The sequence below is a fragment of the Halomonas sp. XH26 genome (genome assembly GCF_024138895.1).
Classification (GTDB): domain Bacteria; phylum Pseudomonadota; class Gammaproteobacteria; order Pseudomonadales; family Halomonadaceae; genus Vreelandella; species Vreelandella alkaliphila.
Genome location: NZ_CP071889.1, coordinates 1 through 15,055, shown reverse-complemented (window position 1 = coordinate 15,055; position 15,055 = coordinate 1). Strand labels below are relative to the sequence as shown.

General features: G+C 50.9%; 11 protein-coding genes. 5 read left to right on the top strand and 6 right to left on the bottom strand.

The window, feature by feature from the left end:
* Positions 1-103 precede the first annotated feature (103 nt).
* Positions 104-1,756, top strand: a complete 1,653-nt coding sequence (locus tag J4377_RS00055; RefSeq protein ID WP_038479963.1) for a sulfatase-like hydrolase/transferase — start codon at positions 104-106, stop codon at positions 1,754-1,756.
* On the opposite strand, the gene waaF is transcribed toward J4377_RS00055, so the two are convergent.
* Both waaF and rfaD read right to left on the bottom strand, forming a co-directional pair.
* Positions 1,746-2,792 (bottom strand): lipopolysaccharide heptosyltransferase II, encoded by a 1,047-nt coding sequence (waaF, locus tag J4377_RS00050; protein WP_120385991.1) that lies wholly within the window; start codon positions 2,790-2,792, stop codon positions 1,746-1,748. The two genes, J4377_RS00055 and waaF, sit on opposite strands and share 11 nt — an antisense overlap.
* Entirely contained in the window at positions 2,785-3,741 is a 957-nt protein-coding gene (gene rfaD / locus J4377_RS00045) for an ADP-glyceromanno-heptose 6-epimerase (RefSeq protein ID WP_038479957.1), read from the bottom strand. The genes waaF and rfaD overlap by 8 nt, the downstream gene beginning before the upstream one ends.
* 110 nt (positions 3,742-3,851) lie before the next feature.
* Here rfaD and glyQ point away from each other — a divergent pair, with 110 nt between their 5' ends.
* From glyQ to gmhB, 4 genes are all read left to right on the top strand, one after another.
* Positions 3,852-4,811 carry a glycine--tRNA ligase subunit alpha gene (glyQ, locus tag J4377_RS00040; protein WP_120385992.1) on the top strand — a complete coding sequence of 320 codons (960 nt, stop codon included), beginning with the start codon at positions 3,852-3,854 and terminating at the stop codon, positions 4,809-4,811.
* A complete protein-coding gene (gene glyS / locus J4377_RS00035) occupies positions 4,811-6,877 on the top strand; it encodes a glycine--tRNA ligase subunit beta (protein WP_253486355.1) in 2,067 nt (688 codons plus the stop codon). The genes glyQ and glyS overlap by 1 nt, the downstream gene beginning before the upstream one ends.
* A 241-nt stretch (positions 6,878-7,118) precedes the next feature.
* The gene (locus J4377_RS00030) at positions 7,119-7,916 is read left to right on the top strand and encodes a hypothetical protein (protein WP_038479951.1); all 798 of its coding nucleotides are present in this window, start codon (positions 7,119-7,121) and stop codon (positions 7,914-7,916) included.
* Between the two features lie 9 nt (positions 7,917-7,925).
* Positions 7,926-8,504: a D-glycero-beta-D-manno-heptose 1,7-bisphosphate 7-phosphatase gene (gene gmhB, locus J4377_RS00025; RefSeq protein WP_120385993.1), complete on the top strand. Its 579-nt coding sequence runs from the start codon at positions 7,926-7,928 to the stop codon at positions 8,502-8,504.
* 156 nt (positions 8,505-8,660) lie between these two features.
* Here gmhB and gyrB read toward each other — a convergent pair whose 3' ends face one another.
* The 4 genes from gyrB to dnaA all read right to left on the bottom strand — a co-directional run bounded on the left by gyrB (position 8,661) and on the right by dnaA (position 14,955).
* Positions 8,661-11,081, bottom strand: a complete 2,421-nt coding sequence (gyrB, locus tag J4377_RS00020) for a DNA topoisomerase (ATP-hydrolyzing) subunit B (protein WP_038479945.1) — start codon at positions 11,079-11,081, stop codon at positions 8,661-8,663.
* A gap of 39 nt (positions 11,082-11,120) precedes the next feature.
* On the bottom strand, positions 11,121-12,224 hold the full coding sequence (gene recF, locus J4377_RS00015) for a DNA replication/repair protein RecF (protein ID WP_253486354.1): 1,104 nt from the start codon (positions 12,222-12,224) through the stop codon (positions 11,121-11,123).
* A gap of 105 nt (positions 12,225-12,329) precedes the next feature.
* On the bottom strand, positions 12,330-13,433 hold the full coding sequence (gene dnaN / locus J4377_RS00010) for a DNA polymerase III subunit beta (protein ID WP_009723350.1): 1,104 nt from the start codon (positions 13,431-13,433) through the stop codon (positions 12,330-12,332).
* Positions 13,434-13,488: 55 nt separating this feature from the next.
* Entirely contained in the window at positions 13,489-14,955 is a 1,467-nt protein-coding gene (dnaA, locus tag J4377_RS00005; RefSeq protein ID WP_038479938.1) for a chromosomal replication initiator protein DnaA, read from the bottom strand.
* Positions 14,956-15,055: the final 100 nt, after the last annotated feature.

The following is a 15,055-nucleotide window of genomic DNA, read 5'->3' as shown; positions in this document are numbered from 1 at the left end:
TATCACTAAAGATATCTCTACTACCGGGCAGTCTCTCACCTGATCCTGTGATCAATATGCGTCCGTATTTCTTTACTCTATCAACACTCGTTTCGGGAGACGCATGCCAGCACTAAGGTCACTCAAACTTACTCCATGGTTGCCACTGCTCGTGATCGGCATCTGTCTTGGCTATGCCCTCACCGTGCTTACTCGGCTACCTTGGTGGACACTATTTTTCACAGCCGCCGTGTGGGTAGGCTTCGGCATCAAGTTACGCTGGGGAGCACCGCTAAACGCCCGCTACCGCCCGGTGTGGCCTTGGTCGCTGGTGCCGCTCAGCTTGCTAGGCATTTATATCTACTTGGCTGACAGCTTTGGCAATGTTGATTTAGGTGCGGTATTTTTCCATCTTCAAGCGGGCATGGCCGAACATGGCGGTGCTGGAAAAATGATCACTGCCGTTATTTACACAATGAGCGTAATCGCAGTGCTGGCATCCGTTACCTGGATCACGCGGCATGATCAGCGATGGCGGCTAACTGAACGCTTCGTTGCACTTCTCTTATTAGCAGCAAATCCAATGCTCTACGGTTTAGGGCAGCGCAGCGCAGCCATTGTAACGGACGATGGTGCTTGGCTAGATCGCCGTTACGTGCCGCCGCCCACGGAAGATCAAACCAATGCGCCTAACCTTCTGGTGATGTATCTGGAAAGCATTGAGCGTACGTATAGCAATGAACTATTTGGTGATGCTTACGCTGACTTAACCGCGTTAGGCGAACGCGGGCTGGTCTTTGAAGGTATCCAGCAAATGGAAAACACCGGCTGGACCATGGCAGGCATGATTGCTAGCCAGTGTGGCGTGCCGCTGATGCCTGCGGGACTTTTGCACGACAGTCAGTTCGAGCCGATTTCCAAAGTAGTTCCCGGCGTCGATTGCCTGGGTGATGTGTTAGCGGCTCAAGGCTATCGGCTTAGCTACTTGGGTGGAGCTAGTGCTCAGTTTGCCGGTAAAGGACTTTTCTATCGCGGCCATCAGTTTAATACGGTAAAGGGAAAGGAAGAGCTTTCAGCGCAACTCAATGACCCAGAATACATAAATAGCTGGGGTCTATACGATGACACACTTTACGATTTTACTGTGGATGAGATTCGTCGTTTGAGTGAAGAGGATGACGGCCCATGGGCAGTGGTTAATCTAAGCATTGCTGGCCACGCCCCTAACGGTTTTCCCTCCCAGACATGCCTAGACCGTCAGGGTGAATTCGATGGCCAAGATATCTTATATTCGGTGAAATGTTCAGCAAGTCAGGCGCGTGACCTTATTGAGCGTCTTGAACAAGAAGGCTTGCTCGAAAATACATTGGTTGTCGTTCTCAGCGACCACCTAACGATGCGAGTGTCGGTTTGGGATCAACTGACAACACTAGATCGAGACAATACGCTGATCATGCTGGGCGAAGGTATCTCACCGCTGACAGTGCATCGGGGGGCGACAATGTTAGACGTATTCCCGACTATTTTGGACGCGATGGGCCTACCGCTTAACGATAACCGTGCAGGGCTTGGGGCATCTCTACTTAGCAGTCAACCAACGCTGGTTGAAACGCATGGGCTTGAGGTGCTTAACGAGCGGCTCCGGGAAGAGACCGCATTACAGCACCGTCTTTGGGAAGGACTGACCCCTCAACGGCGCGAACCTCAAGAAAGCGCCGACCAACAAGTCATAGAAACGCCTGCTGATCAGGCTGATGAAGTCGAGATTATGCGCTAACGTTAGCGCCGTTAGCGCGCTGACTATCGACACTCATCGCTCGGTACACTTGCTCCACGCCTAAATCATTCAGACAGTTGGTATGCCCCAGCGGGCAGGTACGTTTAAAGCAAGGTGAGCAGGAAAGCGCCAGATAGTGAATGACAGCATTGTCGGTTAGGGGTGGTGTGTAAGCAGGAGATGAAGAACCGTACAGAGCGTGAATGCGTACGCCTACCGCGGCGGCAACGTGCATTAAGCCTGAATCGTTGGTGACCACCTGACGACAGTCTGCCAATAGATCTACCGCATCCGCCAATTGGGTTTTGCCGCATAAGTTATGCGCATGGGGCAACCCTTTCACAATGCTATCTCCGGCGGCATGATCTTTCGGCCCACCAAACACACGCACCTCAAACCCATCCTTAACCAGTCGCACTGCTAACGCATGGAAATAGCCTAACGGCCACTGCTTAGCGGGCCCGTACTCCGCTCCGGGCATCATACCAATAGCTGGACGCGACGATAGCGCGTGAGTAAGGCGTAAATTGACCAAGTTATTTCGGTCAATCGTTAAACGCGGCGTCGGAATCTCAAACTCGCCTTGTATGGCTTCTTCCAGCGGCAGACCCAGAGAAACAAACCGCTTAACCGTTTGATCCAACACCTGCTTATCCAGCTTGCGGCGCTCTTTCAATAAGCCGTAACGGTGTTCACCCAAAAAGCCGATACGCTCGGGAATACGCGCCATAAAAGGCACCAGCGCCGCTTTCCATGAGCGCGGCAGAACAATGGCACGATCAAAGCGTCCTCGTAGACGGGCAGCCAGCTCACGGCGGCTGGCAAGGCCAAATTCACCATGCCCCACTGCCAATGGAAGCACCTCGTCTACCTCAGGCATACGTTCCAAAATAGGCTGTGACCATGCCGGAGCGACCACCCCAAGGGTTGCCCCTGGGTTACGGTCTTTCAAGGTCATAAACAGGCTTTGCGCCATCACCATGTCGCCGACCCACGAAGGGCCGACCACCAATATGCGCTTGGCAGAATTAGCCATTTAGCCACTCCAAGTAGGCTTTCACACCCTGGGCAACGGTTTTGAACTCAACATCGCAACCAGAGGCACGCAGATTGCTGATATCTGCACGAGTGTAACTTTGATAGCGGCCTTTTAGTTCTTCAGGGAAAGGTATGTAGTCAATTTCACCCTGACCATAAAAGTCGATTACAGCCTCGCCAATGGCCTTGAATGGTTCTGCCCGTCCGGTGCCCAAATTAAAAATACCGGACGCATGAGGGTTATCTAAAAACCACAGATTGACGTCGACCACATCGCCAACGAAAACAAAGTCGCGACTCTGCATTCCCGCCTCATAACCGCCGTAAGCCCCAAACAGCTTTAACGTTTCCCCATTTCGAATTTGTAAATGGTTATGGTAGGCAACACTCGCCATCTTGCCCTTATGCTGTTCACGGGGGCCATAAACATTGAAATAGCGAAAGCCAACCACTTGTGTCGTCAACTCATCCCAGCGAGAGCGCACGTGCTGATCAAACAATAACTTAGAGTAGCCATAGACGTTGAGCGGTTTTTCGTGCTCAGGCGCCTCTTTAAATACCTCACTACCGCCGTAAGTAGCCGCCGATGATGCGTATAGAAATGGAATGCCTAACGCTTCACAGTAGTTAAGCAGCACTTTTGAGTACTCGAAGTTATTCTCCATCATGTAGTGCCCATCCCACTCCGTCGTATCGGAGCACGCACCCTCATGGAAAATAGCATCGATGGTCGGCAAATCGACCGACTCACCTCGCAATGCCGCCTTAATCCGCGCTAGAAAATCATCTTTATCCAGATAATCAGCCAACGTGCAGTCAGCTAAATTGACGAACTTAGTGCCGTCACGCAGGTCATCAACCACCATCACATCATCGCGGCCACGAGCGTTCAGCGCTTTGACAATATTGGCACCTATAAAACCAGCCCCGCCTGTTACAACGATCATCTCGTTCTCCTTACCAAAAGCAGCTCTGTTGGCTAACGTGCCTATAACCCATCTCTCTGTGATTGTATACTTGACGGCCTATGAATTCATGGCCAACGGTGCTTTCCGCGATGAGTGTCTCGACAAACCAATCGACACCCGATGTGTCGACATTTCAAGGCTTGATCCTTGCTCTGCAGCAATACTGGGCAGAACAGGGCTGTGTCATTCTCCAACCTCTCGATATGGAAGTCGGCGCGGGCACCTTCCACCCTGCCACTTTCCTACGGGCAATTGGTCCAGAAACCTGGAACGCGGCCTATGTGCAGCCTTCCCGCCGCCCAACAGACGGCCGCTACGGTGAAAACCCTAACCGCCTACAACACTATTACCAGTTTCAGGTGGTAATGAAGCCATCGCCCAGCAATCTGCAGGATCTCTATTTAGGTTCTTTAAAGCGCCTGGGGCTCGATCCTCTCGTTCATGACGTGCGCTTCGTGGAAGATAACTGGGAATCCCCTACCCTAGGTGCCTGGGGCCTTGGTTGGGAAGTGTGGCTCAACGGCATGGAAGTCACTCAGTTTACTTATTTCCAGCAGGCAGGCGGCATTGAATGCTATCCCGTTACTGGTGAGCTCACCTACGGGCTTGAGCGTATCGCCATGTACCTGCAAAACGTCGATAGCGTATATGACCTGGTATGGGCCATCGCCCCCGACGGTAGCAAGGTCAGCTACGGCGATGTTTATCTTCAAAATGAACGCGAGCAGTCGGCGTATAACTTTGAGCATGCTGACGTTGATCAGCTATTTGCCGCCTTTGACCACCAGGAAAAAGAGTGCAGTAAGCTCCTGGTAGCCAACCTGCCGCTGCCTGCCTATGAGCAGGTTCTGAAAGCATCCCATACGTTTAACCTGTTAGATGCTCGTCATGCGATTTCCGTGACCGAACGTCAGCGCTTTATTCTGCGCGTTCGCACCATGGCGCGGGATGTCGCCACTGCCTATTTTGAGTCTCGTAAAGCAGAAGGATTCCCGATGGCGCCCGAAGCCCTACGCCGCGAACTACTAGCCGACCAGGGAGACGCATAATGGCTGTTGATACGCTTCTATTAGAACTAGGTGCCGAAGAGCTTCCCCCCGCTGCGCTAGATACACTTTCCGATGCATTTGCTGCTGGCATCGAAAAAGGCCTGCAAGAAGCCAAGATTTCCTTTCAAAGCATCGCCGCTTACGCAACCCCGCGACGTTTAGCAGTACAGGTTACCGGGCTTGCAGACAAACAGCCTGACCGTGAGGTTGAGCGTCGAGGCCCTGCCCTAGCCGCTGCATTCAAGGACGGCGTGCCCACCAAAGCAGCCGAAGGTTTCGCGCGTTCTTGCGGCGTCAGCGTTGATGAGCTGATTCACCTAGAAACCGATAAAGGTACTTGGCTTGGTTTCCGCGAACAGCAGCAAGGCGAGACTGTACAGGCGCTGCTGCCAGAGATGGTTCGCAAAACGCTACAATCGCTACCGGTACCTAAGAATATGCGCTGGGGTTCGTCACGCGTTGAGTTCTCCCGCCCAGTTCACTGGCTAGTTGCCCTGTATGGCAGCGACGTCATTGCCGCAGAAGCGCTTGGCCTTCAGGCTAGCCGTACCACCTTTGGCCACCGCTTCCATGCGCCAGATGCCATACTGCTTGAGCATGCCGATGACTACCTAGCCGCACTGGAAAATGCCTACGTCCTAGCCGATCGCCAACGGCGCCGCGAACGCATTCGTGAACAGGTATTAGCTGAAGCTGAGGTTCAAGAAGCCAATGCCGTTATCGACGAAGAGTTGTTGGTAGAAGTCAGCGGCCTGGTCGAATGGCCAGTCGCATTAACCGGCAGCTTCGATGAACGCTTTCTGGAAGTGCCCGCCGAGTGCTTAATCTCGTCCATGAAGGCTAACCAAAAGTACTTCCACCTGCTGGATGACCAAGGCAAGCTGAAACCGCTGTTCATTACTATTTCGAACATCGACAGCGCTGATCCGCAACAGGTGATTTCCGGCAATGAAAAAGTCATTCGCCCACGCCTGGCCGATGCGGCCTTCTTCTACGAAACTGACCGGAAGCGTACGCTCGCATCACGTATTCCTCAGTTGGAAAGCGTGGTATTCCAACAACAGTTAGGTACGTTGGCTGACAAAGCACGTCGTAGCACAGCGATAGCAACGTATATTGCCGAGCATATTAATGCAGATGTGAGCCACGCCCAGCGCGCAGTGGCACTGGCCAAGTGCGACTTGGTCACCGAGATGGTGCTCGAGTTCCCAGAACTGCAGGGCATTATGGGCCGCTATTATGCCGAACAGGATGGTGAGCCAGCTGAGGTTGCTCAGGCATTAGAAGAGCAGTACCTGCCTCGCTTTGCCAGTGACGACATTCCACAAAGTCTTGCAGGCCAAGCGCTAGCATTGGCTGACCGTCTAGATACCCTTGTTGGCATCTTTGGTATTGGCCAGCGCCCAACCGGCGCAAAGGATCCATTTGCTCTACGCCGTGCCTCTATTGGTGTACTTAACATCCTGGTCAAAGGTCAGCTTAATTTAGATCTTCGCGAGCTACTCAGCGTAGCCGCAGAACAGCACCAAGGCCTGCCTAAGGCGGAAGGCTTGGTGGAAGACGTATTGACCTACATGCTGGACCGCTTCCGCGCCTGGGGCCAAGAAGAAGGTATTAGTGCTGAAATGTACTTGGCCGTACGCGCTCGCCCAGTAACCAAACCGCTGGATTTTGCTCGTCGCTTACGTGCCGTTAAGGCCTTTGCTCAGCGGGAAGAAGCCGCTGCTTTGGCTGCCGCGAACAAGCGGGTTTCTAATATTCTGAGCAAGCAGGAACACAACGGTAGTACCCAGGTTGATCAGAGCCTGCTGCAGGAAGAAGCTGAGAAGACGCTATTCAATGCAGTAACGGCCAGCCAACAGCAAGTAGCTCCGTTATTTTCAGCAGGTGACTACCAGCAGGCACTAGATGCATTGGCAACACTACGTGAACCTGTCGATGCTTTCTTCGATCAGGTAATGGTCATGGCCGATGACGACGCTGTCCGTCATAACCGCTTGGCACTGCTTGCCAGTCTGCAAGCGCTGTTCCTTGAAGTGGCGGATATTTCCCAGCTGCCACAATAAGACACTGTGCCGCTATCGGTTCACTCAGTTCAAATCGCAACAGAAAGCCCGGCTGCTCGAAAGCCGGGCTTTTTTGCTTTTCAAATTTGTATTACCTCTTTTCTCCAGACTAAACTCGGAGTTATGCCGACTAATTGTTTCACGTGAAACACCAAGGTAAAATTAGAAGCGTAATCACAACGCCATTTCCTTGTAAAAGGTCGATGGTCATAACTTGCTTTTATCGCCATGGAAACGGCCTATGTATGACTTATTTTTGCTTGATACTCTCCCTCAGCAACAGACTAACATTGCGCCTTATACGCTTAACACACAAAGAGTATGGCTAAAAAAGGCGACGAAGAGAAATTCACGTCTTGCCTATCTGCCGCTTACCCTATTAGCTAAGTGGCTAAGTATCGAAGCACTTAAACCAGTCCCTAACTTAGGGGGTGAACAAAGCGTTGCCTTAGAAGCCGCTCGAATTAAATCTCTCTCAAAGGCAGGAATAGCAGTCCCGACTATATTAGCTGAAACCCCCCAAGCACTACTTCTTGCTGATGTAAGTGACACAGAAGAGCCTTCTCAAACGCTGCTAGATAAATTACTGACTGCCGAAAGTGTCAATGAAATTGATCACTACCTTCAGATGAGCACTCAGGCGCTGAATGATGTTCACGCAAAACAGTGTTACTTAAGCGAAGCCTTTGCCCGAAATATATTGGTCAGTAAAGAGGGTATTGTCTTTATCGATTTTGAGACCGATCCGGGCACCTATCATGAGCTAACAAACTGCATGGTCCGCGATTGGCACTGCTTTATCTTCTCTCTCTATGGCAAACTAAGCACTCATGCCCCTCATATTGAGCGTTTAACGCCAGCCCTACTTGACGGATTGAGACAGTCGCAACCAAAGGTTCAAGAACGCTTCATTAGCACGCTCTCACGTTTTAAGCGCTTAGGTCGTATCCCCTTTCATCGTTTAGGTAGTGATGGAAAGAAAATTGCAGTCACCCTTAATGCACTGTCCATTCTTGACCAACAGCTACGTAGCCAATAGAAGGACGCTATGTCCATTACTTCAGACTCATCAAGGCTCCTTGCAGCCTGCCTAGTCATTCTTGATCGTGACGGTGTTATCAATCACGATTCTGATGCTTATATTAAATCACTAGAAGAGTGGGTCCCCTACCCTTCAGCGATCGATGCTATTGCACAACTAAACAAGGCAGGATATACCGTGGCAATAGCTACCAATCAGTCGGGTATTGCACGGGGCTATTACGATGAGGCAACGCTCCATTCAATGCATGATCGCTTAATAGCACTGGTTGAAGCGAAAGGTGGACGTATTGCCCATATTGCTTACTGCCCTCACGGCCCCGATGATCAATGCGCTTGTCGAAAACCCTTGCCAGGATTACTTTTGCAAATTCAGCAGCAATTAGGAATGGATAGCCTCACCGGCAGTTGGATGGTCGGTGACAGCCTACGAGATCTCAAAGCGGGTGAATCAGTAGGATGTCGTCCAGTGTTGGTCAGAACAGGTAAAGGAGAGAAAACGCTAGCCAGTCATACTAATCTTGAAAATACGCTTGTTTATCCAGATCTAGCTGCATTTGCAGATTGGCTATGCCAACAGCAGTAATGGGGTTTCTTTCTTCCGTCCCCTTCCTCTCTCTACTCTAGACACGCAAAAAAACGCCGCTCCCATTTAATTAGGCGCGGCGTTTTATTTTTCATTTGACTGAGTTTATTAGTGCCTATCGCACTGTTTCACGTGAAACACACGCTGATAAACACATCAGACATCAAGATTAGCAACTAGCGCATTCGTCTCGATAAAATCACGGCGAGGCTCAACTTCATCCCCCATTAACGTGTTGAACATCATATCGGCAGCAACCGCATCTTCAATGGTTACTCGCAGCATACGACGGCTGTCGGGATCCATGGTGGTTTCCCACAGCTGATCGGGGTTCATTTCCCCCAGTCCTTTATAGCGCTGGAAAGAGAGCCCACGCTGCCCCTCTTGCATCAACCAAGCCAGCACTTCAGAGAAGTGTGTGACTGGCTTCTGACGCTCACCACGGGCAATGTAAGCACCTTCTTCAAGCAACCCGTTCAACGTCTCACCGAGGCCCGTAATGGCTCGATAATCAGTACTCTCAAAGAAGTCCAGTCCCCACACATACTCAGTTGTAACGCCGTGGGCAATCAAAGACACCGCTGGCAAGTGCAAACCGCGCTCGCTATCTTCATGCAGATAGAACTGGTAACGCGGTCCGCCTTCATAGGCCACCATGTCATCCATTGCTTTCTGTAGCTCAGCAATCCAATTTTCCATGGTGACACGGTCTTTAAGACTAACTTCGCCTTGAAGCGCCGTTGCATGTACAGCTTGCTTGAGCACTGCGATAGGATATACCCGCGCAAGGCGGTCAATCCGCTTCATCACATTTCGGTATTGAGTAACCAATGCTTCTAGCTGCGAACCAGCGATACCAGGCGCATCAGCATTGACATATAACCCAGCCCCATCTAATGCAGTGGTGGTCAGGTAGTCGGTCATTGCCTGTTCATCTTTCAGGTAGAGCTCTTGCTTACCCCGCTTAATTTTATAAAGAGGGGGCTGAGCAATAAAGATGTGACCACGCTCAATCAATTCAGGCATCTGACGGAAAAAGAACGTTAGCAGTAACGTGCGAATGTGCGAACCGTCAACGTCGGCATCCGTCATAATAATGACTGAATGGTAACGTAGCTTATCGGGATTAAACTCTTCGCGACCAATACCACAGCCTAACGCTGTAATCAGCGTTCCGACTTCTGCTGATGACAGCATCTTATCGAAGCGCGCTTTTTCGACGTTTAGTATCTTGCCTTTCAGCGGCAAAATTGCCTGGGTACGACGGTCACGCCCCTGTTTAGCGCTGCCACCAGCCGAGTCACCCTCCACCAGATATAGTTCGGATTGGCTTGGATCTTTCTCTTGGCAGTCAGCAAGCTTTCCAGGTAGCCCAGCGATATCGAGTGCACCCTTACGGCGAGTCATATCCCGTGCTTTACGAGCGGCTTCTCGCGCCCGTGCAGCGTCTAGCATCTTGTTAACGATCGATTTAGCTTCGTTAGGCTTTTCGATCAGGTAATCAGCAAATAGCCGCCCCATTTCCTGCTCAACAGCCGTTTTAACTTCGCTGGAAACCAGCTTGTCTTTGGTTTGAGACGAGAATTTAGGGTCGGGAACTTTAACAGAGATAATAGCGGTCAAGCCTTCACGAGCATCGTCGCCCGACGTATTGACCTTGGATTTTTTCAGTAGCCCCTGAGCTTCGATATAGTGGTTAAGCGTTCGCGTAAGCGCGGCACGAAAACCCGCTAAGTGGGTTCCACCATCTCGCTGAGGAATATTATTGGTGTAGCAAAAAATGTTTTCAGTGAAGGCCTCGCTCCACTGCATCGCCACTTCTACTTCAACGCCATCTTCTCGCACTGCATTGAAATGAAAGACGGGATTCAGAACTGTTTTATTTTTATTCAGGTGATCGACAAATGCCTTCAAACCACCTTCATAATGAAATAGCTCCTCTTTGCCGCTACGCTCATCCATTAAACGGATAGCAACGCCTGAGTTCAAGAATGAAAGTTCACGTAGGCGCTTGGCGAGAATATCGTAGTGAAATTCGATATTCGCAAAGGTATTCGGTGATGGACGAAAATGTACACGAGTGCCACTTTTTTCCGTTTTACCGACAACACCTAGTGGCGCTTGAGGTACACCGTGATGATAGACCTGCTCAAACACTTCCCCTTGACGCCAGATGGTTAGCCGCAGTTCTTCCGAAAGCGCGTTAACAACCGACACCCCTACACCGTGTAGACCGCCTGACACTTTGTATGAATTATCATCAAACTTACCGCCAGCGTGCAGCACTGTCATGATAACTTCTGCGGCTGAGACGCCTTCGCCTTCATGCAGCTCAGTGGGAACACCACGGCCATTATCACTTACCGTTACTGATTCATCCGGGTGGATAACCACACGAATTTCACTACAGTGACCTGCCAGAGCTTCATCGATGGAGTTATCCACCAGCTCGAAAACCATATGGTGCAGCCCGGTGCCGTCGTCGGTATCGCCGATATACATGCCTGGGCGCTTGCGCACTGCGTCTAGCCCTTTGAGCACCTTAATGCTTGATGAATCGTAAGCCTGCTCGCTCATTGACCACTCCGTCGTGAAGTCTGTCTCGTTCCGTGTCGCCTACCCGTCCGGCAGTAATTGGCTTAACCCTTGACTGGACTGTTTCACGTGAAACATCCCGACATCTGTTGAGGGTTCCCATATACCACGAAGCGCGGAGGGTTCGACGCTTGTAATAAATGCCTGACATTGCATCTTTTCAAGTAAATTGCAAAACCGACCTCGGTGCGTGCTATCTAGCTCCGCTGGTAAATCGTCGATTAAGTAGATGCAGTGTCGTTGTGTGGTACTTTCCAGAAGCCGCCCCTGGGCAAGCTTTAATGCACTAACCACCAGCTTTTGCTGGCCTCTGGAAAGGACTTCAACAGCAGGCTGCTTGTTTAATCTGATTCGCAAGTCTGCTCGTTGCGGCCCCTGCTGGGTAAAGCCCATTTGCTGATCCGCTTGACGACTATCCTGCAAAACCTCCGCAAGTACGCGCTGCTTATCCCAGCCTCTTACATAACGCAGCGTTAAATCGGGTAGAGAGATCAGCTCCTTTAAGGTTTCATCGAATACCGGCAAGAACTCGTTGAACCATGCTTGCCTGAGTGCATCCATCTGCTCCCCCCAGGTAGCTAACTCATGCTCCCATACCGCTATTTCGCTTGGGACTATTCTACCACGCCTAAGGAGCGCATTCCGATGTTTCACCGCGCGACGCGTTCGCTTCCATGCGTCGAGAAAGGAGTGTTTCACGTGAAACACTCCCCAATCCAAAAACTCTCTGCGACCTGCGGGCGATCCTTCAAGAAGGCGAAAGGCATCTGGATTTATTAGCTGCAACGGCATAGCTTCAACCAGTTCGGCCAAGCGGACGCCTTTCTCTCCACGCAAACGCAACTCTAGCTCGCGCTGTGCGCGCATTCTTCTCACACCAAGCGTAACCTCAGGGTCTCCTGCCAAACGGCCGTAGAGCGTCATATAGGGCGCCTCAGACTGTATAGCATGTTTAAGCTGGCGAGTCCGGAAAGAGCGCCCCATTCCTAAGATATGAATACCTTCCAGCAGGCTTGTTTTACCACTGCCGTTAACGCCGTATATCACATTAATACGGGATGCAGGGTACATCTCAACTGGCGCTAAATTACGCAGCCCCTGAAGATTTAACCGAGACACACTCATTAACGACTGCCAGTAAATAAGACCATAAAACCTGCCATCCTTTAAAACGCGAAAACGGCGCTTCTGCCATCAGAAGCGCCGCCCTCATTAGCCAGCTATTGCGGGCTATAGCCGCATCGGCATAACAACATAAAGCGCATCACCGCCGCCAGGTTCTTCTAACAGCGCACTGCTGTTGGGATCTGCCAGCGTCATCTGCACTCGATCCTCATCCAGTACCGAAAGCACGTCTACTAAGTAACCTACGTTAAAGCCAACTTCCATGGCTCCGCCATTATACTCAACGGCCACATTCTCTTCGGCTTCTTCCTGTTCAGGATTATTAGCCATTACTTTAAGATTGTTTTCCTCAAGGTACAGCCGCACACCACGATATTTCTCATTCGAGAGAATAGCAGTACGTGAAAGCACCTGACGCAATTCAGCACGCTCAGCGATTAATACTTTATCGCCATTGCGCGGCACTACACGCTCGTAGTCAGGGAATTTGCCGTCAATCAGCTTAGAGGTAAACGTAAAGTCGCCTGTATGAGCGCGAACATGGGTTGAGCCCAAGGTAAGACTTACCGGCTCATCACTATCGTCCAACAAGCGAGAGAGCTCTAGGATACCTTTCCGCGGTACGATTAGCTTTTGCGCTTGGTCAACCACAATATCGATAGGCCGTGAGCACATAGCTAAGCGGTGCCCATCAGTGGCAACGGTGCGCAACAAATTACTTTGAATTTCGAGCAGCATGCCGTTCAGATAATAGCGAACATCCTGCTGGGCCATTGCAAAAGACGTTGACTCAATCAGGTGCTTCAATGTCCCTCTGGGCACACTAAGCTCCTGACTACCATCAGCATCTTCAATATTTGGAAACTCTGCAACGGGCAGCGTCGAAAGCGTAAAGCGCGAACGACCACTGCGCAGTACGGCACGCCCCTCTTCTACCGCCAACTGAATCTCAGATTGATCAGGCAACGATTTACAGATATCCATTAGCTTACGAGCAGGAACCGTGGCAGCACCCTCTTGATCAACTTGGCTCGCCACGGTACGGCCTACTAGCTCTACTTCTAGGTCGGTACCGGTTAATGCTACCTGATCCCCTTCTACTTGGATCAGTACATTAGAAAGTACTGGTAGCGTTTGGCGCCGTTCGACTACGCCCGCCACCAGAGTCAGCGGGCGAAGCAACGCCTCTCGGGAAATAGTAAATTTCATCGGTACTCCGGTTTCTATCCTGAAAGGCCCGCTATGCAGGCCCAAACGATAACGGTTAACTAGTTAGCAGGCGAAGAAGATTCTTGTAATCTTCACGAATATCCGCATTTTCCTCTTGCAGCGCTTTTACCTTACGACAAGCGTGCAAGACGGTCGTGTGATCACGGCCACCAAAGGCATCGCCTATTTCCGGCAAGCTGTGATTTGTCAGCTCTTTAGCTAGCGCCATAGCAACTTGCCTCGGCCGCGCAACGGAACGAGAGCGGCGTTTAGAAAGCAGATCGGCAACTTTAATTTTGTAATATTCGGCAACCGTTCGCTGAATATTATCAACCCCTACCTGCTTATCTTGAAGCGCTAACAGGTCTTTAAGCGATTCGCGAATAAAGTCCTGGGTAATGGTTTTCCCCATGAAATGCGAATCTGCAATCACCTTTTTCAGCGCACCTTCAAGCTCGCGGACGTTTGAGCGAATCTTCTGAGCAATAAAGAAGGCAGCGTCGTGTGGGAGATCAACTTTCGCCTGATCTGCTTTTTTCATTAATATTGCTACGCGGGTTTCAAGCTCTGGCGGCTCAATAGCCACTGTCAGCCCCCAGCCAAAGCGCGATTTCAGACGCTCCTCCACACCACTAATCTCTTTTGGGTAGCGGTCAGAGGTAAGTATCATTTGCTGCCCACCCTCTAATAATGCATTAAAGGTATGGAAGAACTCTTCCTGGGAACGTTCTTTTCCAGCAAAAAACTGAATATCATCAATAAGTAACGCATCAACGCTGCGATAAAAGCGCTTGAAGTCGTTAATCGCATTTAACTGCAGTGCTTTCACCATATCCGCGACAAAGCGTTCAGAGTGTAGATACACCACACGGGCATTTTCACGGCGGCCAGCCAGGGCGTTACCGACAGCGTGCATCAAGTGTGTTTTACCTAAACCAACGCCACCGTATAAAAACAGCGGGTTATAGGCACCGCCAGGGTTTTCAGATACCTGACGAGATGCCGCACGAGCGAGCTGGTTCGATTTACCTTCAACAAAGGTATCGAAGGTAAAATTAGGATTAAGACCACTACCATGTTTTAGGCTGCCTTCAACCTGTACCTGGCGCTCATTTCCTCGCCGATTCGGTGACTCTTCACGCAGTTGATCAATTTCTCGCTCATCAGCAAGGTCTCCCCTTGGCGGCGTATGAACCGCAGGCGATGCTTGCCTTGAGGGAGATGCTGAGACCGGATTACCCAAATCTCTTGGCTGCGGGGCAGGAGCAGCCACACGGCGGCTACCTACCGTCAAACTGACTTTGGGAGGCTTGGATGGCGCAAGTTCTCGCATCAGCTCGCTGATACGCTTTGAATACTTATCACTCACCCAGTCGCGCACAAAGCGATTCGGCGCCAACAAGCGCAGCTCATTGGTCTCTCCTTCTTCTGCCTGCAGCGGACGTATCCAGGTATTGAACTGCTGTGAATTCAGTTCGTCCTGCAGGTAGTCCAGGCACTGTTGCCAAAGCGCGAGTGACACTCATCTCACCATCGGTTGAAAACGGCCGACCATTGTAGCGCCCAACGAGACGGTTATCCACACGCACTAACGCCTCTTTTTGCCCTGTGGACAACTATTC

Bases quoted from the DNA above. Each gene is read 5' to 3' on its own strand.
- J4377_RS00030 (WP_038479951.1), top strand. From the start codon at position 7,119: ATGTATGACTTATTTTTGCTTGATACTCTCCCTCAGCAACAGACTAAC.
- waaF (WP_120385991.1), bottom strand. From the start codon at position 2,792: ATGGCTAATTCTGCCAAGCGCATATTGGTGGTCGGCCCTTCGTGGGTC.
- dnaN (WP_009723350.1), bottom strand. From the start codon at position 13,433: ATGAAATTTACTATTTCCCGAGAGGCGTTGCTTCGCCCGCTGACTCTG.
- rfaD (WP_038479957.1), bottom strand. From the start codon at position 3,741: ATGATCGTTGTAACAGGCGGGGCTGGTTTTATAGGTGCCAATATTGTC.
- glyQ (WP_120385992.1), top strand. From the start codon at position 3,852: ATGAGTGTCTCGACAAACCAATCGACACCCGATGTGTCGACATTTCAA.
- glyS (WP_253486355.1), top strand. From the start codon at position 4,811: ATGGCTGTTGATACGCTTCTATTAGAACTAGGTGCCGAAGAGCTTCCC.
- J4377_RS00055 (WP_038479963.1), top strand. From the start codon at position 104: ATGCCAGCACTAAGGTCACTCAAACTTACTCCATGGTTGCCACTGCTC.
- gmhB (WP_120385993.1), top strand. From the start codon at position 7,926: ATGTCCATTACTTCAGACTCATCAAGGCTCCTTGCAGCCTGCCTAGTC.
- recF (WP_253486354.1), bottom strand. From the start codon at position 12,224: ATGAGTGTGTCTCGGTTAAATCTTCAGGGGCTGCGTAATTTAGCGCCA.
- gyrB (WP_038479945.1), bottom strand. From the start codon at position 11,081: ATGAGCGAGCAGGCTTACGATTCATCAAGCATTAAGGTGCTCAAAGGG.